Raw genomic sequence first — 23,796 nt, 5'->3', positions numbered from 1 at the left:
GCTTGATTGAGCTTAGGACAAAATGGGCTTGTTTTTAGATGGGGCCTCTGCGACCTTGCCAAGTATCTGTCTCAGTACTTTAGCATTTTCCCCAATAAAACCGGAATCAAGCAGCACATCATGCGTTCCGATGACTTCGTATTCTTTGTATTGACCAAGTGTCGCCTGTTGCCATAACAATTTATCTAATGATGTATCCGGACCAATACTATCATCCTCTGCAATTAGAGCATGGATATTCGCATGAACTTCACCTGAGTTAATAAGCTCATCGCGGTAGACGGAGTAAACCAACATTTTGTCCATGACTCGCTCCCTGTCCACTGGATCGGCGAGGAATGCTTTGTACTGGTCCCTAATGCTGTCCAGTACCATCTCGACAATCTCTTCAAGCTCCTCCGGTGTCGATTCATCCTTGGACATCTTTCTCATAGCATCTACCATAATAAGGTCGCTAACATGGTGACCTCGGCTTTCCATGGCTTTCGCTACCTCGAAGGCGAGATTTCCTCCAAGTGAGTATCCCAGGAATACATATGGGCCCTCTGCTTGAATATCCACGATGGCATCGATGTATCGATCCAGCATATCTTGACCCTGGAAACGATCGCCGATAAATTCCATCCCGTACACCTCGCAAAGCCCTTCCAGCTCCTTGGCCATCTCATAGTACCCCAGAGAGTGGCCTACCCGTGGAGGGAAGCAAAACACTTTGAGCGTTCCTTTCCCTGGGAAGCGGATAATTTCCATTTCCTCTTCATTAGCAGCAGTTGTTGCCTGCAGCTTGGAAATTTCATGCGCCATTTCTTCCACAGTCGGCAGATTAAACACGACTTGGAGTGGGAGCTGGACGCCCATACCGGACGAGATCCTTTGGATCAAGCCCAATACTTTCAGGGAATGGCCCCCAAGTTCAAAGAAATGATCCCTGATCCCGATTTCCTGTACGCCGAGCACCTCGGACCAAATCTGAGCGAGTTCTACTTCTGTCTGCGTACGCGGCGCGATATACTCCGCTGTGCTCCGCAGAAGTGTTTCCGGTGCCGGTAGCGCTTTGCGATCCAATTTGCCATTCGGATTCAGCGGCATTTGTGCCAACTGTACGAAAGCAGTCGGAATCATGTAGCTTGGCAGCTCGCTGGCCAGTGCCTCGCGTAGTACGCCCGCTGTAAGCCCCTCTTCGGCCACAAAGTATGCACAAAGCTGAGTACTTCCAGTAGAATCAGCCAGTGCAAGAACAACCGCTTCCTGCACAGATGGCACTTTCAAAATTTGTGCTTCCACTTCTCCCAGCTCAATGCGGTAACCCCGGATTTTTACCTGGTGATCGATCCGTCCCAAATACTCAATATTCCCGTCCGGCAGCCATCGGGCTAAATCGCCCGTTCGGTAAATCCGTGCTCCCGGTTTGTACGGGTGAGGAATGAACTTCTCTGCCGTCAGGTCCGGCTGGTTGAAATACCCCCGCGCTACCCCTTCGCCCGCAATGCAGAGTTCTCCCGGTACCCCCACAGGTGATACCTGAGAAGCGCTGTCCATCATCCATACTTGGACGTTAGCGTACGGTTTGCCGATTGGCACATGCGTTAGAGCCGCAGTCTCAAGGCTCGTTGTATACCGAGTCGCATATACGGCTGCTTCCGTAGGACCGTAGATGTTTTCCAGTACTGCGTAAGGAGATACTTTATAATACTCTTCCACAAGTTTGGCAGGCAGCGTCTCGCCGCAGGCAAACAGATATTTCAGAGTAAGGAATCCTTGGGCGCCGCTTTCTTTCAAGTATTGAACGAGCACACTGAGCATCGACGGCACCAAATTGAGATGCGTGATACGGTTCGTATCCACGGCCCCTAGCAGTGCCATCGGGTCTTTGTCCACGCCTTGTGGCAGGATCACGAGAGTCCCCTCTCCAAAGAACCAGCAGAACAGCTCCGGCACGGAGAAGTCAAAGGTAAATGTCGTTTTGAGCAGGAAACGGTCGCCTGCCAACATCGGATATTCAGCTTCCAACTGACTCAGCGTATGGACGGCAGCGCGATGTTCAATCATTACCCCTTTCGGCTTGCCGGTTGAACCTGACGTGTAAATGATATACGCCAGATGCTCCGGCCCCGCAATTGGCTCCAGATTCGAGCTATCCGCATGATACGCCTGCGGATCATCAAGTGCCAGGATCGTGCCAGTGAACGGAAAACGATCTTTGAGATGGTTCTTCGTCAGCAAAAGCTTCGCTCCCGAATCCTCCAGCATGTGGCGAATACGATCTTCTGGGAACTCCGGATCAATCGGTACATAGGCCCCGCCAGCTTTTAGAATGGCATGAATGCCAATGATCATCTCAAGCGAACGCTCGACCATGATGCCGACTGGTTGGTCCGGTCTGACCCCTTGGGCACGCAGCGTACGTGCAAGGCGGTTCGCCTGCTGATGAAGTTCTCCATAGGTAAGCTCCGTTTCACCGTAAATAAGTGCTGTACAATCCGGTGTGAGTGCTGCTTTTTCCTCAAATATACCGTGAAGGGTCTGCTCACGCGGATAAGGAGCTGCTGTATCGCCCCACACCTCTATAATCTGCGATTTCTCTTCTGGCCTGATCAGCTCCAGCTCATCAATACGGATAGCAGGTTGAACAGCAACGCTTGTCAGAATTCTCGTCAAGTGTCCTTGAATTCGTTCCACGCTCTCCCGATCATAGACGCGGGCATTGTAACGGTACAAGAACTCCAGATTACGACCCGGCAGCACAATGAGGTTAAAATCATAATTCGTCTGTTCAAACATCTGAACATCCGTAATTTTGTATTCAGCCTCTTCACTGGCAATTTTCTCTTCCAAATGCTCTTCTACTGGGTAATTTTCGAACACCATAATATGAGAAATCAAATCTTGCTTTTGTTCGCTCTGTGCTTGAATCTCATAGAGCGGATAGGAATCATAAGCATGTCCTGCCAAATATAATTCCTGCTGTCTTTTCATCACATGGGAGAACGAATCGCTTCCCTCGGCCTGTACCCGAACCGGAACTGTATTAATGAAGAGACCGATCATGCTTTCGATACCCGGAATCTCGGCAGGTCTTCCCGATACCACACTTCCGAAGACGATATCCTGGCTTCTATTGTAACGCTGCAACACGATTCCCCAGGCTGCTTGCATCAGCGTATTCATCGTCACCTGATGCTGTTTGGCCACCTGTTCCAGGCGATCGGTCAGTTCCGCATCCAACGTGAATACCAGCTTCTCCGACACGTAGGCTTCTGCTTTTGCCGATGGCTGTGTGATGGCTTGTGGCAGCTTCGTCTGCTGCTCGTAGCCTTCCAGGTACCCTCTCCAGTAAGAGGATGCCTCTTCCTCGCCTTGCTTCTCCAACCATTGAATATACTGGCTGTACGATACAGCTGCAGGAAGCTCAGGTTCCCTTTGCTCACGCAGAACCCCATACGTCTCAAACACTTCCTGGAGCACAAGCGGCATACACCAGCCATCCAAAATGATGTGATGAGAGCTCCACAGCAAATGGTAAGCCTCTTCTGCTGTACGTAGAATAGCAACACGCAGCAATGCTTCTTCAGCAAGATTAAAGCCTCTTGCTTTGTCCTGAGCAGTATAAGCTGCAAGACGCGCTTGAATTTCATCGGCTTCCAGCTCGTGCAGATCCTCGTATACGAAGTCACATGCTCTTTCTTTGAACACAATCTGAATAGGGAAATCGCCCCACCCGGCATGGAAATTGGTTCTCAATATGGCATGCCGTTTCATCAGATATTTTAAGCTGCGTTTGAAATCCTCAGGATAGAATGCTCCCTGAATTTCAAACTTGGCCTGCTCAAAGTAGACTTCCGAATGAGGCTCCAGCAAGCTGTGGAACAACATTCCTTTTTGCATCGGCGTCAGTTTATACATATTTTCAATACTGCCGATATGCCGTGTCTGCTCTTCTAACTCCTCGATTTTTTCCAAGCTGATATCTTTGAGGAGTACATCGCTTGGTGTAAGTTCTGTTCTTTTCTTACTTACGCAATGTCCAATGACTTCGCTGAGACGGTTCTTCAGAATGTCAACAAACTTAGCCACAGACTCCCCGTGGAACTGATGACGGTTATAGCTGACCGAAAGTTGAAGCTGTCCTTCGGCAATCAGTCCATTAATGTTCAATGTCTGATGCTGCACCATCTGCTCACTGACCTCAGGTCCTACTGAGTAAGGCGATACTTCCATCGTCCCTCCTGCAAGATCCTGGTCGAACTGTCCCAAGTAGTTGAAGGTAATCTCAGGTTCAGCCGAGAAGGAGGAGACACCAGAACCGCCGCTTAAATATTTCAAAATACCATATCCGACACCTTTGTTCGGGATACGACGCAAGCCTTCCTTAATGTGCTTGATTCTGGCGCCGATCTCCAATTCCCCTCCCATCTCAAGGGCGACAGGGTATTGACTTGTAAACCAGCCTATTGTGCGAGTAATATCCAGTTCCGGCACAATAGGCTCCCGCCCATGTCCCTCCAGAAGGATGCCTACACGTTCGATTCCCGTCCACTCGTGAACAGCCATACCCAGAGCCGTCAGGAGCAGATCGTTAACCTCCGTATTGTAAGTGCGGTTCGCTTCTTTCAGGAACTGCTCTGTCTCTTCTGGTGACCATCTCACCGTGACAGCCTCACTGTCTTTGATGAGAAGAGCGCCGTCTACCTTGTCTTTTGGAAGAGGGGCAAAGCCATCTCCCTCTACCTCTGCCCAATAGCTGAGTTCTTGTTCAGCCGCCGGGCTGTTTGCAAATTGTGTGATTCCCTCAACCCATGCACGGTACGAATCCGTCTTCTGTGGAAGCTTGACCGCTTCTCCACGTACTGCCTGCTCGTAGCCTTCCTGCAGGTCCTCAAAGAGAATACGCCAGGATACGCCATCCACAGCCAGATGATGAATAACGATCAACAGATGTTCGCCTTCCACACAGCGGAACAGACCCAGTCTAAAGAGAGGTCCATCCTCCAGAGAGATGCTACGCTGAATGGCTTCCGCACCTGCTTCTATCGCTGAAGCGGGGTCTGTTTCATCCCACAGGTCATGGATTTGGAGACTATAGAGTTCTCCCTCACCCACGCTCCGGTTCCAGGCCTCCAACCCCTGCTCTCCTTGGCGGAGCACCAGTCGTAAAGCATCATGATGCTCTGCAATTTTCCGAACAACCTCGGCGAGCGCATCGGTATTGAAGCCATCCCGTCGGTACAACATGACCGACTGATTAAAGTGATGCAGATCCATAGACTGTTCATGGAAGAATCTGTGCTGGGCAGGCCCCAGTCTTACCGCTCCGTGTACCTCGCTTTGATCCGCAATTCGGCTGACCACACTAACGCGCTGCGCCAACTCTGCAATTGTCGGATAACCGAACAAATCCTTCATTTCAAGCTTATAGCCTGCTTGGAGAAGCCTTGAGGATACTTGAATGGATTTGATCGAGTCACCTCCAAGCTCAAAGAAATTATCATGTATGCCGACAAGCGGCACGCCGAGTACACCTTGCCAGATTGAAGCCAAAATGTTCTCCACATCCGTCCGCGGAGCGGTAAAGTCTGCTCCCGCCTTTATACCCGAGTTCGGTTCAGGCAGTGCCTTGCGATCCAGCTTGCCATTCGGTGTCAGAGGCATCACGTCCAGTTGGACGAAGTAAGACGGAATCATATATGCAGGCAGTCCGGCAGACAGTTCGTCTCTCAGCTCGCTGACAGACATTTCGCGATCAGCTACGAAGTAAGCACACAGCGATTTCTGCCCATGAGCATCTGCCCACGCAACAACGAGAGCTTCCTCGACAAGTGGAATGTCCAGCAGCTTGGCCTCAATCTCACCAAGCTCAATACGATAGCCCCGTATTTTAACTTGATGGTCAATGCGTCCAATGTACTCAATGTCTCCATTAGGAAGGCGACGAGCCAAATCCCCAGTGCGATACATATTTCCTTCCGAAGCGAACGGATTTCTAATGAATTTATCTGCGGTAAGCTCAGGACGGTTCAGATATCCACGGGCTACCCCGTCCCCGGCGATGTACATTTCGCCCTCCACGCCTAACGGTACGAGACGAAGCTGATCATCCAGAATATGGATGAATATGTTGTCGGACGGCAACCCAATCGGTACGGATTCCCGTGTATCCTTCGCAGGATCGTACAGGTGAATCATGCAGCCGACGACGGTTTCGGTCGGACCGTATTCATTGTAGATTTTGATGTTGCCACCAAAGAGGTCGGTAATCGTTTTGGACAAATGTGTGGTCAGATTTTCTCCGCCCACAATGAGTTGCTGAATACGACTTTCCGCTGGAATGGTCATGTCTTTTATCAGACTGAGATGCGTTGGCGTCAGCTTGAGAATATCGACCGCATTTTCGCGCAAAATATGCTGAACAACCTCCGCTTTATCTATACCATCATAAATCCGCACTATTCCTCCGTTTATTAACGGAGTAAACATTGATGTCATCGTCAAGTCAAACGAAATGGATGAATACAACGGGAAATCCGTTGGTTTCCCAGCACAATAGACCTTATTGGCCCACCAGATGTAGTTCACGATCCCTTTGTGGTTAATCATGGTTCCCTTCGGATTTCCGGTTGTACCCGAGGTATAGATTAAGTACACCAGATCGTTTCCTCCAACAGGAATATTGGGATTATCCACCTCGGTTCCGTAGATGTGCGGGGAATCCAATTCCATAACCGTTCCCTCAAAAGAGGCCAACTTAGTCAGGTGGCTCTGTGTGAGCAGAATTTCAGCGCCAGAATCCTTCAGAATATACTGAATCCGCTCCTGCGGATATTCAGGATCAATAGGTACATAGGCTCCACCCGCTTTGAGTACACCCATGATGGCGACAAGCAGCTCTACAGACCGATCTGCCAACAGACCTACCACTTGTTCACTCCGTAGTCCTTGGTCTATCAAGGTGGAAGCTAGTCTGTTCGCCTGCTCGTTCAGCTCCCGATACGTGATCTGGATGTCGCCGTTTACTGCCGCAATCTTATCCGGCGTACGGACCACCTGTTCCTCAAACAAGGTGTGCAGCCCCTGATCACTTGGATAGGTATGGGCCTTGCCGCCCCAGTCAAGCAGGTTCATCCGTTCCTCAGATGTTACAATCTCCAGATCCTGTATCGTCGCCTGCGGACGAGCAGCCACCTGATCGAGCATCTGCAACAAGTGTCCTCCGATTCGTGCAATGCTTTCTTGCTCGTAAACCGAAGCATTATAGCGAATGCAGACCTTGATGTCTTCGCCTGGAATTACAACCAGGTTAAAGTCATAGTTGGTTTGTTCAAACATGGTGAAGTTGGCAACTTCGAGATTGTCCTCCGTTTGATTACCCGATTGCTCCACCTGTTCGTCGAGCGGGTAATTTTCAAAGATCATAATATGAGAAATCAGGTCCTGCTTTTGGGTTGTTTTCCCCTGAATCTCATACAGTGGATAGGTGTCGTAGGCACGACCAGCCAATGACTGTGCCTGTGTACGTTTCATCACTTCGACAAAGGCTTCGTCTTTGGATGACTGTACACGGATAGGTACTGTATTGATGAATAGACCCACCATATTTTCGATCCCTGCAATCTCAGCGGGTCTACCCGACACAACGCCGCCGAAAACGACATCCGAGCTGGCATTATAACGTTGAAGAATCAGTCCCCAAGCTGTCTGCATGAGTGTGTTGACGGTCACGTGATTGCGCTTCGCGACAACATCCATTTTACTGGTCAAGGATGCACCCAGATGGAGAACATGCTCATTCAGAACATAGCCCGCCTCTTTGGCTTGAGATTTCGTTTTACCTTCCGGCAATACGGTGTTCCCGTCATAATCTTCAAGATATTGGCTCCAATACGTTGAAGCTTCTTGATCATCCTGTGCATCAAGCCACTCGATATAACGGCTATAGGGCTGAGCTGGAGGTAGGACAGGCTGTACTTGCTGTTTCTTGGCAGAATAATAATCGAACAGCTCCTGTGTAATGATCGGGATACACCAGCCATCCATGACAATATGGTGGAAGCTCCACAATACAAGACAGCTTTGATCCTTCTGCAAGACGGTCACCCGCATCAGCGGATCTTCTGACAAGCTGAACCCCTTAACCATATCTTCAGCAATATAAGTCTTGATTCGGGCTTCTTGTTCCTGCATAGATGCGTCGCGCAAATCTACGTAGTGCAGAGGGATTAACCGTTGCTTAAAGACAACTTGCAGTGGTACATCAGCAATGTTGTTGTAAAAGCCGGTACGTAGTATGGCATGTCGTTGCACCAAAGCCTGGAAGCTCTCGAAGAAGGTATCTACATCGAAGCTGCCACGCAGCTCAAACGTTGCCTGTTCGAAGTATGAAGAGGAGCCCGGCTCCAGAAGGCTGTGAAACAGCATTCCCTTCTGCATTGGCGTCAGCTTGTACACATCCTCAATCTCTCCGATGTGAGCCGTCTGCGCCGTGAGTCGATCAAGCTGCTCCAATGTTAATCCTTGGAACAGAACATCACTTGGTGTAAGCTGTGAACGCTCCTGAGCCACACAATGACGGATGACCTCACTAAGGCTTGACTGTAATAATTCAGCAAAATGACTCACCGTCTCCTTACGATACTGCCTGCTGCTGTACGTAATCGTCAGTGATAGCTGGCCTTCGGCAATCATGCCATTCACATCCAGAGCATATTGCTGTGGTGTGAGATCGCTGAGCGCTTTACCAACTGAATGTGTGGATAGGCTAAGGGCATTACCCTCCAAATCCTGATCAAACTGCCCAAGATAATTGAAGGAAATTTCCGGCTCCACGCCGAATCCAACACTTTTCTCCAGTGCCATATACTTCAGAAGACCGTAGCCGATTCCTTTATGCGGAACCTCTCGCAAATTCTCCTTGATGCGCTTGATTCGCGCAGATACTTCCTGTCTGCCTTGCAGGTTCAGCAGAACTGGATACTGGGTTGTGAACCAACCCACGGTACGGGTAATATCCAGGTCTGGTACGATCATTTCCCGTCCATGTCCTTCAAGATTGACCAAAATCTGCTCCATGCCTGTCCAGCGCTGAATGGCTGCCCCCAGAGCAGTCAAGAGCAAGTCATTCGTCTCCGTATGATACGCCCGGTTCGCTTGTCGCAACAGCAGGTCAGTTTCCTGCGCAGACCACGTTACCGTAACCGATTCAGTATCCCGAATGGTGCCCGGCTTCTGATCCTCATCCTTCGGCAGTGGGGCCAAAATCGCCTCCTCAATCAGCTGCCAGTATGCACGCTCCTTGTCCAGAGCAGGCCCTGCTGCATACTTCGTCGCTTGCTCAGACCATACAAGATACGAATCGGTCTTTTGTGGAAGGACGATTGCTTGTCCATTCCATGCCTGCTCGTACCCCGCTGCAATGTCCTCAAACAGGATGCGCCAGGATACGCCGTCAACCAAGAGGTGATGAATGACAATCAACAAATGATCGCCATCGTCACAATGGAACAGGCCTAGCTTGAACAGTGGGCCACCTTCCAAGTCAAAGCTTGCCTGAATGGCATCGGCTTGGGCCTGAACCGCAGCTGTCTGGTCTTCCGCCTGCCGCATATCGGCAATGTCCAATGTGTAGAGCTCGCCTTCGTCCGTTCCCCGATTCCAAGCTGCGTATCCAGCTTCTGTAGGCCGGAAAACCATGCGCAGCGCGTCATGATGGATCGCAATTTGGTCCATTGTCAACCGGAGTGCAGCCTCATCAAAGCCGTCTTTCCGATAGAGCATGACGGCATGATTATAATGGTGCGGCTCCGCTGTATGGCGTTCAAAGAACCAACGCTGAATTGGCATTAACTCTGCTGCACCTTTAATTTCGCCCTGTTCCGCTATACGTCCAGCTGCCTGAAGATACGGGCTTAGCTCGGCAATTGTCGGATATTTGAAGAGATCCTTCATCTCTAATTTATATCCAGCTTGGAACAATCTCGAGGACACTTGGATCGCCTTGATGGAGTCACCACCCAGATCGAAGAAATGATCATGGATGCCAACCTGCTGCGCTCCCAGCACACCTTGCCATACGGAAGCCAAAGCTTCCTCAGCTGCGTTTCTCGGCGCTTCATAAACCGCCCCCGTCTGCACATTGGCCTCTGGAGCCGGAAGCGCTTTGCGATCCAGCTTGCCATTGGGTGTCAAAGGCATCTGTTCCAATTGCATAAAGTAAGATGGAATCATATAAGTCGGCAGTTCGGCAGCCAAGGCTTTTCTCAACTCGCCTACCGTCAGCATCTGATCGGCAGTGAAATAGCCGACAAGCACTTTTTGTCCACTTCCATCCTCCCGGGCGAGCACAACGGCCTCCCTTACAGACGGAGCATGGAGCAGCTTCGCTTCCACTTCGCCCAGCTCAATACGGTAACCACGGATTTTTACCTGATGGTCAATCCGTCCCAAATACTCCATGCTTCCATCCGGCAACCAGCGTGCCAAGTCACCCGAGCGGTACATGCGCTCGCCCGCTTCAAACGGATGAGCGACAAACTTCTCTTCCGTCAATTCCGGTCGGTTCAGATAGCCTCGCGCCAGACCTACGCCCGCCACATAAAGTTCACCTGGAATGCCAATCGGCTGTGGACGGCGTTGTTCATCCAAAATGTACGCCCGCAGTGTCGGAATCGTGGTGCCGATATTGCTGCGACCCTGTTCAATTTCCAACTCTGTAATTTCCTTGTAGGTTACATGCACGGTCGTTTCGGTAATGCCGTACATGTTAATGAGTTGTACTTGCGGATACTTCGTTCTCCATTCCTTGAGCAGGGCCGGGGCTAATGCCTCCCCACCGAAGATAATCATACGGAGGCTCAGTTCTGCCGCCTGATGACCAAGCTCTTCCTGTAGCAACTGATAGAAGTACGTCGGTGTCTGGTTCAAAACGGTGACCTTCTGATCCTTAAGCAATTGCAAGAAACGATCTGGACTCTTCGCGGTAAGCGATGGAACGATGACCAACCGTCCTCCGTTCAGCAATGCTCCGTACATTTCCCATACAGAGAAGTCAAAACAGAATGAATGGAACAGTGTCCACGTATCCTGAGGACCAAAATCAAACATATTTTTATCATTAAAGAGCAAGCGAACTACATTTTTATGCTCGATCAGCGTTCCCTTTGGCTTGCCTGTCGTGCCCGATGTGTAGATGACGTAGGCAAGATGCTCCGGTCCGGCTGCAGGCTGCAGGTTTGAGACATCTTCCTTATAGGAAGCCGTTTTATCCAGACTTACGATGTCCCCAGCGAAGGAGACACGTTGCTCCAGATGCGCTTGTGTCAGCAGTAGCTTGGCTCCCGAATCCTCAAGCATAAAGCGAATGCGGTCCTCTGGATATTCAGGGTCTACAGGGACATAGGCTCCGCCTGCCTTCAAGATGGCTAAAATCCCGACCACCATTTCAAGGGAACGATCCGCCATAATTCCAGCCAAACCGTCTGGTTGCAAACCACGTTCCCTTAGCATTCTGGCAAGTCCATTGGCCCGCTCGTTCAGCTCGCTGTAGGACAGGGCTGTATTTTCACATACGACTGCCACTGCATTCGGAGTACGTGCAGCCTGTTCCTCGAACAGCGCATGGATCGTCTTGTCACGAGGATAATCTGCCTTGGCTTCGTCCGGCGCTTTCATCAGCCTTGATTTTTCCTGAGGTGTCACGATATCAAGGGATGACAACGGCATTCCCGGATTGGAGACGGCTTCCCGAATAAGCTGTACAAAGTGGCCTGCCATCCGCTGGGCAGTCTCTTGTTTGTAGATCGCAGTCGCGTACTCAAGCGTGCAGTTCAATACCCCGTCTGCTTCACTCACGGTCAGCGTGAGATCGAACTTGGCAGCCGGATGTACATTATCGTAAGGAGTGAAGCGCAATCCTTCTATTTCTTGTTCTCCCTGCTCGATATTTTGCAGGACAAACATGGTATCAAATAGCGGGTTACGGCTCAAATCACGCTGAAGCTCCAGCTTTTCTACCAGCTCCTCGAACGGGTAATCCTGGTTTTCATAGGCCCGCAGCGCTGTTTCCTTCACTTCCTGCAGATAAGCCTCGAAAGGCTTTTCTCCTTCTGGATAAGTACGAAGTGCCACTGTGCCGACGAACATACCGATGAGACCTTCGAGTGTCGCATGGGATCTTCCTGCCACAGGTGAACCGACAATGACATCTTCCTGACCTGTGTACTTGTGCAAGAGCGCTGTATAGGCTGCCAGCAGTACCATGAACAGAGTGGAACCCGTTCGGGTAGCCAGCTCCTGAAGTGAAGCACTCAGAGAAGAATCAATTTGGAAGTCGATTCGATCGCCCGCAAAGCTTCGCACCGCAGGACGAACTTCATCCCCTGGCAAATCCAGCACTGGCAAGCTTCCGCGGAAAGCATCCAGCCAGTAAGCTTCCTGGGCCTTAAGACGCTCGCTTCCGAGCTGCTCTTGCTGCCATACAGCATAGTCTGTGTACTGGATCTGTAGTTCAGGGAATACGTCCTCCTCTTGGTAGAAGCGGAGAAACTCTTCTATGAGAATATTCATAGAAACCCCATCTGAGACAATATGATGCATGTCAAACAATAGTAAATGGCGCTCATGTGCAATTCGAATAAGGCCGACCCGCAGCAATGGAGCTACACCTAAATCAAAAGGACGGACAAACTGCTGAAGGGTAGCTCCTGCCTCTTCCTCGCTCAACTCCGCATATTCCACAGTAAACGGAACATCCGTCAGGAGCTGCTGTACAGGTTCACCGTTCACGGTCACAAAACGAGTACGCAGCGAACCATGACGATGAATTAGACGACGGAATGCCTGCTCTAGCCGTTCCCGATCCAAAGCTCCCTCAACGGTAAGGATACCCGGCATATTGTAGCTCAGCTCTCCACCTTCCAGCTGACTTAGAATAAACAGTCGTTTTTGGGCCGAGGACAATGGATAATGCTCTCTCGCTCCCGCTGTAGGAATTTCTTCGAAATCCAGCGGTGTATAGCCCTCAATGGCACGAGCCAATCCTTCAATAGTAGGAGACTCGAACACTGCTCTCAGACTAATCTCGCGATTCATTTCCTTGCGAATTCGTGAGACTAGCAGGGCTGCACGCAGTGAATGACCTCCAAAATGGAAGAAATTATCCTTCACTCCCGCGCTCTCTACACCCAGCACCTCTTGCCAGATTTCGGCTAATTGAATTTCCACAGGTGTCCTTGGAGCCTCAGATGAAGCCGCTGCCCATCCACGCTCGCCCTGCAGCGCTTTTCGATCGATTTTTCCGTTCGACGTCAGAGGCATATCCTCCAGTTGTATGAAGCGGGAAGGGATCATATATCCAGGTAATATCTCCGACAGGACGGCCCGAAGCTCGGATACCTCAAGTTTCTGAGCAGCTACGAAATAAGCGACTAGATCTTTGTAGCCGTCATCGCCCTCTACAGCCATGGCTACGACTTCCTGAACGGACGGCACTCTGAGCATTTGTGCTTCTACCTCGCCTAGCTCGATACGGTAGCCGCGGATTTTGACTTGATGATCTATTCGGCCTAAGTACTCGATGGTTCCATTCGGTAACCAGCGAACCAGGTCACCCGTCCGATACATACGCTCTCCTGTAGCAAACGGATTGTCCACGAACTTCTCATCCATTAACTCAGGCCGGTTATGATACCCCCGTGCTAATCCGATACTCGAAATGCATAGCTCTCCAGCTACACCGACAGGTTGCAATCTAAAATGGTCATCCAAGATGTACACACTATGGTTAGCAATAGGTCGTCCAATAGATACAATATCCGTTGCTTCCTCACTGTCCGGGACAGACCAGATTGTGGTGCATACGGAGTCCTCCGTTGGGCCATAGCCATTAGAGTAACGTACATGCTTCCTCCACTCTTCGATCAACTCGACCGATGCGGCCGATCCAGCGGTTAGCAGGCACCGCAGTGTTGGCAAACGCTCTGGATCAAGGTGGATAGCGTAAGCGGGTGGCAAAGTCGCTACCGTAATCCCCTTATCGTTCATGAACTGCTCGAACAGGGCATGATCTAAAATATCTTCTGTAGAAGGGATGCACAGAACACCCCCATGGCTCAGCGCCGTTAAAATTTCCGAAACCGATGCATCAAACGACAGGCTTGCAAACTGAACGATCCGATCCTGCGGTGTAACTTCGAAGTGTGCCCCATATACGTTTGAAAGATTTGGTAGTCCCCGATGCTCGACTAATACGCCCTTAGGCTGACCGGTCGTACCTGAAGTATAGATCACGTAAGCCAGATCATCCGGGCCAGCAGTATCCTCCAAATTCGAGGTGTCGGCATCATAGGTCGATGATTCATCCAGCAGCAAAACATTTTCCGTCCATCCGAGATGTTCCAAGAGATGGGCCTGTGTAAGGATCAGCTTCGCTCCGGAATCTTCAAGCATATAACTGATTCGTTCTTTCGGATACTCTGGGTCGATTGGAACATAGGCACCCCCGGCTTTCATAATGCCGTAGATCCCAACGATCATTTCGAGCGACCGTTCAGCAATCAGTCCCACCAGATCTCCCGTCTTGATTCCCTGAGTACGGAGCCTTCTCGCCAGTCCATTGGCTTTTGCATTAAGCTCGGCATAGGTCAGACTCTCGTCCTCGAACCAAATGGCAGTCGCATCCGGCGTTCGTCCCGCCTGTTCCTCCAATAGCCCGTGGAACGTGTTACAGTGCTCGTAAATGCCTTTTGTATTTCCCCATACGTTCAGAATCTGTTCTCTCTCCTGCGGCGTGACTAATTCTAGTGCATCCACGGAAATAGCAGGGTTCTCTACAATTTGTTCCATAAGGTGAACCAGATGGCCCTTGATTTGCCCAATTGTCACTTGGTCATAAACAAGTGCATTGTACTGGAACAGCAATCTCATCTCTTCGCCAGGGAGGACAATTAAATTAAAATCATAATTCGTTTGCTCAAGAAGCTCCGCTTCCTCAATCTCAAAGGCAGCCTCGCCACCACCCAGACGCTCTACCTCCTCCTCCACAGGATAGTTCTCAAACACCATAATATGGGAGATTAGATCCTGCTTCTGATCCGTCTGAGCCTGAATCTCAAACAACGGGTAGGTGTCATACATATGAGAAGCCATATATTGTTCCTGCTGCTGCTTCATCAGAACGGTGAAGGGGAGATTCTCCTCTGTCTTCACACGAACGGGAATCGTATTGATGAACAAACCGATCATCCGGTCAATGCCCGGAATTTCTGCTGGTCGGCCTGATACTACACTTCCGTACACGACATCCCGGCTACCGTTGTAGCGTTGAAGCGCAATGCCCCAGAGGGACTGCAGCAATATATTCATCGTGACATGAGCATCCCTGGCCACCTTTTCAAGGCGCTCAGTCAATTCCCTGCTGAGAGGATAATTCAGCTTTTCTGCTACATAGCCTTCTCCCTTACTTGCTCCACCGACTTGAGGTAAAAGCGTCTGCTGCTCGTAACCGGCCAGATATCGGCTCCAATAGTTGGACGCAACTGCTTCATCCTGCTGTTCCAGCCATTCGATATATCGACTGTACGGATGGACCTCTGCCAGCTGCGGCTCTCTTCCTTCCAGGAGGGCAAAATAGTGTTCAAATACCTCCTGCGTAATTAACGGAACACACCAGCCATCCATGACGATGTGGTGAAAGCTCCATAAGAGGCGGAAGCTCTCTTCATCTGTTTGTAAAATTGATACACGGAGAAGCTCGTCTTCAGCTAGGTTGAAGCCCTGTGCTTTGTCCTTAGCACCAAATGTCTTCAGGTAAGCTTCGCGCTGCGATGCATTCATCTCACGCAGGTCTTCGTACACCAATTTAGCGCCTCTGTGTCGAAATACAACCTGCAAAGGCTCGCTGCCCCATCCGCTGTAAAAGTTCGTGCGCAGGATGGCATGACGCTCCACCACGGCATCCAGACTGTGTCCGAATGCAGTCGGATCAAAGCTACCCTTAAAGTCAAAGGCAGCCTGCTCAAAATAAGCACCTGTATGCGGCTCAAACATATCATGGAACAGCATGCCCTTCTGCATCGGCGTCAGACTATATACATTCTCAATATCGCCTATGTGGCTGGTCTGCTTAGAAAGCTCCTCCAGATCGGCAATGCTTAGACCCTTCGCAAGCACGTCGCTTGGTGTCAATACGGTTTTTTCTTGGGTTACGCAATGCTGGAGAAGCTCTCGCAGGCTTTCTTCAATATATCCAGCGAGCTGTTCCATCGTAGATAACTTATACTGTTTTCCGTTATAAGTAATCGTCAGAGTCAGGGCTCCGTCCGTCACCATGCCATTGATATCTAGCGTATAGGCTGGTTCCTCCAACAAGCTTTGGGCGCTTCCGGTCGGATAAGGAGAAATCTGCAACGAGCTGCCTTGCAAATCCTGATCAAATTGCCCCAAATAGTTAAAAGAAATCTCAGGCTGCAAGCTGAAGCTGTCTTCATCCAACTGACTTGCCATCGTTTTAAGCAACCCGTAGCCAATACCTTTGTTCGGAATTCGGCGCAGCCCTTCTTTCACAGACTTGATCAAGGAGGCCACTTCTGGGTCATCCCCCAAGTCTAAAATCACCGGGTATTGACTTGTAAACCAGCCGACGGTACGGGTGATGTCGATATTCGGTATAATCGGCTCACGACCGTGTCCTTCCAGATTCACAGCAACCTTTCCGATGCCAGACCATTTGGATACCGCCATGCCCAGAGCAGTCAATAGCAGATCATTCGTCTCTGTTTGATAAGCACGATGGGCTTTTCTCAACAATTGGTCGGTTTCTTCTATAGTCCATTGTGCTGTTATTACTTTGCTATCCTGTAAAAGAAGGCTTTCCACAGCCTCATCCTTCGGCAACTGTTCGAGTGGCTGATTCTCCAGCTCCCTCCAATACGCCCGATGAGTCTCCATTTCAGGACCTTCCGAATAACGAGCAAGGGCGTCTCCCCAGTCACGGAAGGAATCCGTCTTCTGCGGGAATGTCAGCGCTTGTCCTTGAATCACCTGCTCATAGCCTGCTGCAATATCCTCGAACAAAATCCGCCAGGATACTCCGTCCACCACCAAATGGTGGATCACGATCAGAAGATGGTCTCCATCCTGACAATGGAAAAGTCCTAACTTCAGCAGCGGACCTTCTGCCAGATTGATACTGCGCTGAATGTTATCCGACAGCGATGTAATGGCTGCAGCCGGATCGGATTCATTCCGTAAATCAGCGGTGAACAGGCTATAAAGCTCTCCTTCTTCAAGATCACGATTCCAAGCTTCGTAGCCATGCTCTGTCTGACGGAAAACCATGCGAAGGGCGTCATGATGCTCAGCGAGTTTTCTTAGCACCTGATGCAAGGCCTTTTCCTCAAATCCCTGTTCACGATACAGCATAACCGCTTGATTGAAGTGATGAGGCTCTGCCTGCTTCCGTCCAAAGAACCACTGTTGGACTGGAGTCAAGCGAGTCGTTCCACGCACAACTCCCTGTTCAGCCATATGCACAGCCGTTTGTATTTCAGCGCCTAGCTCGGCAATGGTTGGCGATTTGAACAGCTGCTTCATCTCTAACCGATAGCCGGCCTGCAGTAACCGTGACGACACCTGAATAGCTTTTATGGAGTCTCCACCCAATTCAAAGAAATTATCATGGATACCCACCTGTTCGGCACCCAGCACCCCTTGCCAGACAGATGCCAAAGCTTCCTCAGCCGGTGTACGAGGAGCTGTATACTTCCGTCCTGTATGCGCGCCTACTTGAGGAGCCGGCAGAGACCTGCGGTCCACCTTTCCGTTTGATGTTAATGGCATACGATCCATCTGGATAAAGTAGGATGGAATCATATAGCCTGGAAGTACCTGCGATAGGGAAAGACGTACTTCGCCTGCCGTGAGCGTACGATCCGCCACATAATAAGCGCAAAGCTGCTTCTCGCCAAGCTCGTCCGCGCGAACGACCACTACGGCGTCGATTACCGACTCCACCTTGGCCAGTTGGGCCTCGATTTCAGGGAGTTCGATGCGGTAACCACGTATTTTGACCTGCTCATCAATTCTTCCTTTAAACTCCAAATTACCATCTGGAAGCCAGCGTACTAAATCCCCAGTTCGGTAGCAGGGTTCTCCGTCCTTCACAGGACTAGGAACAAATTTCTCTGCTGTGAGATCAGGACGATTGAGATATCCGCGCGCTACACCTTCACCGCCGACAATGAGTTCACCCCAAGCACCAATAGGCTGTAATTGCAGGGATCCATTGACCACATAAGCGGTCGAATTACTAATTGGGCGACCAATCGGCACACCCCCTTCGGCACGATCTGGAATCTTGTAGGTGGTGGAGAAGGTCGTATTCTCTGTCGGACCATAGCAATTGATAGGGACAAGATCAGGATTAGCCTCGATTACACGATTCATATGAGATAGAGACAGTACGTCACCGCCGACTAACAATGCTTTTAGCCCTCTGAACAGGTACTCATCCTGCAGGGAAAGCTGATTGAAAAGGGGTGACGTAAGCCACAATGTTGTAATCCCGTACTTGGCAATAGCCGCTTTGAGCCTATCAGCAATCAGAATGTCGTCATTCTCTACGAAATAGAGCTGCCCACCGTTAAGCAACGCTCCCCATATCTCAAATGTAGAAGCATCAAAGGCCACGGCTCCTGTTTGCAAAATTCGTGTGGATTCATTCAGCTCCACATAATTGGTCTCTTTGACCAGACGGACCACGTTCCGGTGTTCAACCATAACGCCCTTCGGTCTCCCCGTCGTACCCGATGTATAGATGACATAAGCAAGCCCCTGCGATCCCTGAGCCGTCTCCGGCTGGGCAGGCTCAGCAGCATAAGCCTCTTCACTGCTAAGATCGACAATCGGTATACCGTAGTCTACACTTATAAGCTCGCCCTTTTGCACCAATAATAGCTTGGCGTCGGAATCATCAAGCATATAACGAACCCGATCTTCCGGGTAATCAGGATCAATCGGCACATAGGCTCCACCTGCCTGAAGCACCGCGAGCATACCAATGACCATCTCGATGCTTCGTCCGCCCATTACGGCCACAGGCTGCTCCCTCAACGTTCCCAAACGACGCAGTGTTTGGGCCAGTCGGCTCGCCTTGTCTTGCAATTCAAGGTACGTTAGCTGGACATCGCCGAATACAAGCGCCGTCTGCTCTGGTGTACGCTTGACTTGTTCTGCGAACAGCTCATGAATGGTCTTGTCCCTTGGATAAGGAGCCGATGTCGCGTTAAATACTTCAACGATTTGTACTTTCTCCTCCGGTGTGATCATTTCAATCTCGGCCAGTTGCAACTGAGGATTGGCCGAGACTGCATGCAGAACCCGGAGCAAGTGCGTTGCAAGTCGCTCTACACTTTCACGCCGATATAAAGCCGTACTATACTCGAGGCCAAAGGCTAATTTTGATCCCTTCTCCTCTACATTGAGGGACAGGTCAAACTTGGCTGTGACGGTGTCCATCAAGTAAGGAGTAAAGTGCACTCCGTCCATATCCTGCTCTTCCTGCTCGGTATTTTGTAATACCAATAAGGTGTCAAAGAGCGGATTGCGGCTGACATCACGTCCTACGCCCAGCTTTTCGACCAATTTTTCAAAAGGGTAATCCTGATGCTCAAACGCCTTGAGCGCCGTTTCCTTGATTTCCAGAAGATAATCCTGAAAGGTTTTATCTCCTGCCGGGTAGCTGCGCAAGGCCAGTGTGTTGACAAACATTCCGATGATGCCCTCAAGCTCAGCCTGCGGTCTTCCGGCTACTGGAGAACCTACGACGATGTCCTCTTGTCCTGTATATTTGTGCAGTAGTACCGAATAAGCGGCCAGCAATACCATATACAGTGTAGTACCTGTACGGGATGCAAGCTCTTGTATTGCCTTATTTCCAAACTCATCCAATGTAAAATCAATTCGGCTACCCTCGAAGCTCCGAACCGAAGGTCGTTGGAAGTCTGTAGGCAAATCCAATACCGGCAACTCTCCTTCAAAGGATTGCAGCCAATATTTCTCAAGATCTTGCCATTGGTTCTCTGACTGTTCCCGTTGCCATACGGCATAATCCTTGTACTGGATGTGCAGCTCTGGTAGCTGTTCTCCTTGATACAAATGAGTAAGTTCCTCTATCAATATTTGAATAGAAACCCCATCTGAAATGATGTGATGCATATCAAACAGCAACAGATGACGCTCCTCCTGGAGCTTCACCAAGCTAACACGCAGTAATGGAGCCTGGCTCAGATCAAAGGCACGAATAAAGCTGTGAATGAGCGTATCCGTCTCCTCCACCGAAGCCTCTGTGTAGTTCAACGCGAACGGCACATTCCTATGCACACGCTGAACAAGCTCTCCATCCTGCATATAAAAGCCGGTTCTCAGGGATTCATGACGCTGGATCAGTGCCTGGAACGCGGACTCCAGCCGCGTGCGATCCAATGGTCCATCCACTGTGAAGACCCCTGGCATATTGTAGCTAAGCTCTCCCCCGTCCATCTGTCTCAGCACGTATAACCGCTTTTGCGCTGAGGACACTGGGTAAGCTTCGCTTTCCGCTGCCCGCGGGATGGATTCGTACAGGGTCGGAATGTGTTTTTTCACAAGTTGCGCCAAGGATTCGACCGTAGGTGACTGAAACACCTCACGCAGCGAAATGCTACATCCCAATTCTTTGTGAATCCGTGAAACGAGCACTGTTGCCCGCAAAGAGTGACCCCCAATTTCAAAGAAATTATCTCTGACACCGACGCGGGTAACTCCCAAGATATCTTGCCAGATGAGTACCATCTGAGCTTCCACAGCAGTTCTCGGAGCCAAATAAGCCTCGCCGGATTGTACGCTGCTTTCAGGAGCCGGCAACGCACGGCGATCCAGTTTGCCATTTGGCGTAAGCGGCATTTGCTCCAGCCGGACAAAATAAGAAGGAATCATGTAAGCGGGGAGTTCCGCTGCCAGCTGAGACCGCAATTCCCCCGGCGAAAGATCACTGGAGGCTACATAGTAGGCGCACAGCAATTTTTGGCCCTGTTCGTCATCCCGTGCGAGGACAATCGTTTCTCGTACGTTCGGAGCCTTGAGAATTTGGGCTTCTACCTCGCCAAGCTCAATTCGGTAGCCGCGAATTTTGACCTGATGGTCGATCCGTCCCAAATATTCAATATTGCCATCAGGCAACCAACGAGCAAGATCCCCAGTTCGGTACAGCCGCTCTCCCGCCCGATACGGATGCTCAACGAATTTCTCAGACGTCAAATCCGGCCGATTCAAATACCCACGGGCAAGACCGTCCCCTGCAATGTATAGCTCTCCCGGAACCCCAACAGGCTGCAGCCGTCTTTGCTCATCGAGAATATAAGCGCTAAGTGTGGGGATCGTTCTGCCAATATTGCTTTTCCCCGCTTCAATCTCATGTTCCGTGATTTCCTTGTAGGTGACATGGACTGTTGTTTCCGTAATTCCGTACATATTAATCAGCTGCACATCAGGATACTTGACCCGCCAGTTTCTCAGAAGAGATGGACTTAAGGCCTCTCCACCAAAAATGATTTTTCTAAGGCCAAGCTCTGTCGAAGAGTGCGTTAACTCTTCCTGTAGCACCTGATAAAAATACGTTGGCGTCTGATTTAAAATGGTGACTTGGTTGTCTTTCAACAACTCCAGGAAAGCTGCTGGGCTCTTGGCTGTGAGAGATGGAACAATCACCAATTTCCCTCCGTAAAGAAGCGCTCCGTACATCTCCCAAACGGAGAAATCGAAACAGAACGAATGGAATAGCGTCCACGTATCCTGAGAGCTGAAATCAAATAGATTTTTATCGTTAAAGAGCAGTCGAACTACATTTTTGTGTTCAATCAGCGTGCCCTTTGGCTTGCCGGTCGTACCCGACGTGTAGATAACATAGGCCAGATGGCTTGGTCCCGAAATACTCTCCAGATTGGAAGCATCTCCTGTATACGTTGTAGCTTCGTCCAAACTCACAAGCTTTCCGTCAAAAGTGGTGCTCTCCCATAGATGACTTTGGGTGAGCAACAGACGGACCCCTGAATCCTCCAGCATATAATGAATACGTTCCTCGGGATAATCAGGGTCAATCGGTACATAGGCACCACCTGCTTTCAAAATGGCCAACATCCCAATGACCATCTCCAAGGAACGGTCAGCCATAATCCCTACGAGCGTATCTGCAACTACTCCCTCGGAGCGCAAATATCTCGCAAGCTGGTTAGCCTGCTCGTTTAGAGCTAGGTATGTAATGCTCTGCTCGTCCATCTGAACGGCTACGTGATCTGGCGTGCGCTCGGCTTGTTCCTCGAATAAGCCATGGATGGTCTTCTCACGTGGATAATCGACTGCAGCGCCTTCCGAAAGAGCCAAAATGGATTGCTCTTCTGGTTCACCCAATAAGTTTACCTCTGCGATAGAAAGCTGAGGTGAATGAATGATCTGCTCGGCGATCGTAAGCAACTGGGAAACCATGTCCTTAACTTCACTGCGTTCAAACAGCTCCGTCCGATAATCGACATCCAGTACCAGTTCGCCTTCATCCAGGATCTCCACGATATGAAGCACGAAATCGTTCACTTCGTCCCCGCAGAAATCATAATCCGTCAAAATGCGCACATCATCCAAATCAACCCAATTGATAAGACGATATTCCATTGAAACGCCAAAAAGCCGCTGAATATCCTTGTTACCATGCATTTCTCTAAGATCCTGAATTAACTGATTGTACGGATACTTCTGATGCCGCAGGACTGACATCTGATCTCTGGCTACATCCTGCAGGAAGCTCAACACATCCATATCCTTTTTGACGTATGTTCTGGCAGCAGCGGTGCTGACAAACATACCTATCTTTTGCTTCTCTTTTTTGTTCCCCCGGTTAGCGAACGAAGTGCCAATCACCACATCCGGCTGATTCGTCATTTTGTGTATGTAGATATACATCGCACCCATGAAGAACTGGAACAAAGAAATCCTGTTCTGTTGGCAAAATGCTTGCAGCTCGTGATATAGCACTTCTGGTACGGTAAAATGCTCCCGAACGGCGTGGGTGCTTAAAGATAACGGATTATATGACTTCCAACCCGTAAGCTCAGGCAAATCAGAAAATTTATCCAGCCAGTAAGCCTTATCCTTTTGGTATCTGTCAGAAAGTTCGTATGCATTCTCATCTGCAATATATTGAATATACGAGCAATCGTCGCCCAGCTTCGGTTCATTTCCTTGAATTAACTCCATGTAAAATGCTGTCAGCTGATTGCCATAGACCACCATTGATATTCCGTCAGAAATAATATGGTGCATCTTGATATTAATCCAATACTCTTCCTCGCTAATCTTCACAATTAAAAACTGGAAGAGCTCAGAATCCAGCAGGGGCAAAGGTTTGCTTTTGTGTTGCTCAAGTAAGGCTTCCACCTCAGATACACTTTCATAGTGGCTAAGATCCAGGCACTCCAGCTGTCTCTCTTCATAAGGAACGACGTACTGCTGAGGCACTCCATCCACCGAAGTAATACGGATGCGGAACGCATCATACTGTTTGATAATCAAATTAATGGACTGCATAAAGGCAGCAATATTGATGTGCCCCTTCATCTTAGCTGTACCGGAAAGCTGTGACACTGACGTATCTGGGTAGAGTAATTCGGTATACCATATACGCTTCTGCGCATTTGTTAAATCATATAACTGCATGTCATTCATCTCATTCACTCCTATTCCATGATGTGAATATCCTCCCGCTGCACCTGGCAGTCAGGA

General features: G+C 49.9%; 1 protein-coding gene. It reads right to left on the bottom strand.

Annotated elements, in window-relative coordinates:
- Positions 1-12: 12 nt before the first annotated feature.
- Positions 13-23,739, bottom strand: a complete 23,727-nt coding sequence (locus MKY24_RS00420; RefSeq protein ID WP_339201227.1) for a non-ribosomal peptide synthase/polyketide synthase — start codon at positions 23,737-23,739, stop codon at positions 13-15.
- Positions 23,740-23,796 lie beyond the last annotated feature (57 nt).

This window comes from Paenibacillus sp. FSL P2-0322 (genome assembly GCF_037975315.1).
Taxonomy (GTDB): Bacteria; Bacillota; Bacilli; order Paenibacillales; family Paenibacillaceae; genus Paenibacillus; species Paenibacillus polymyxa_B.
The sequence above is the reverse complement of the archived record's forward strand: the minus strand, read 5'-3'. Positions and strand labels throughout refer to the sequence as shown.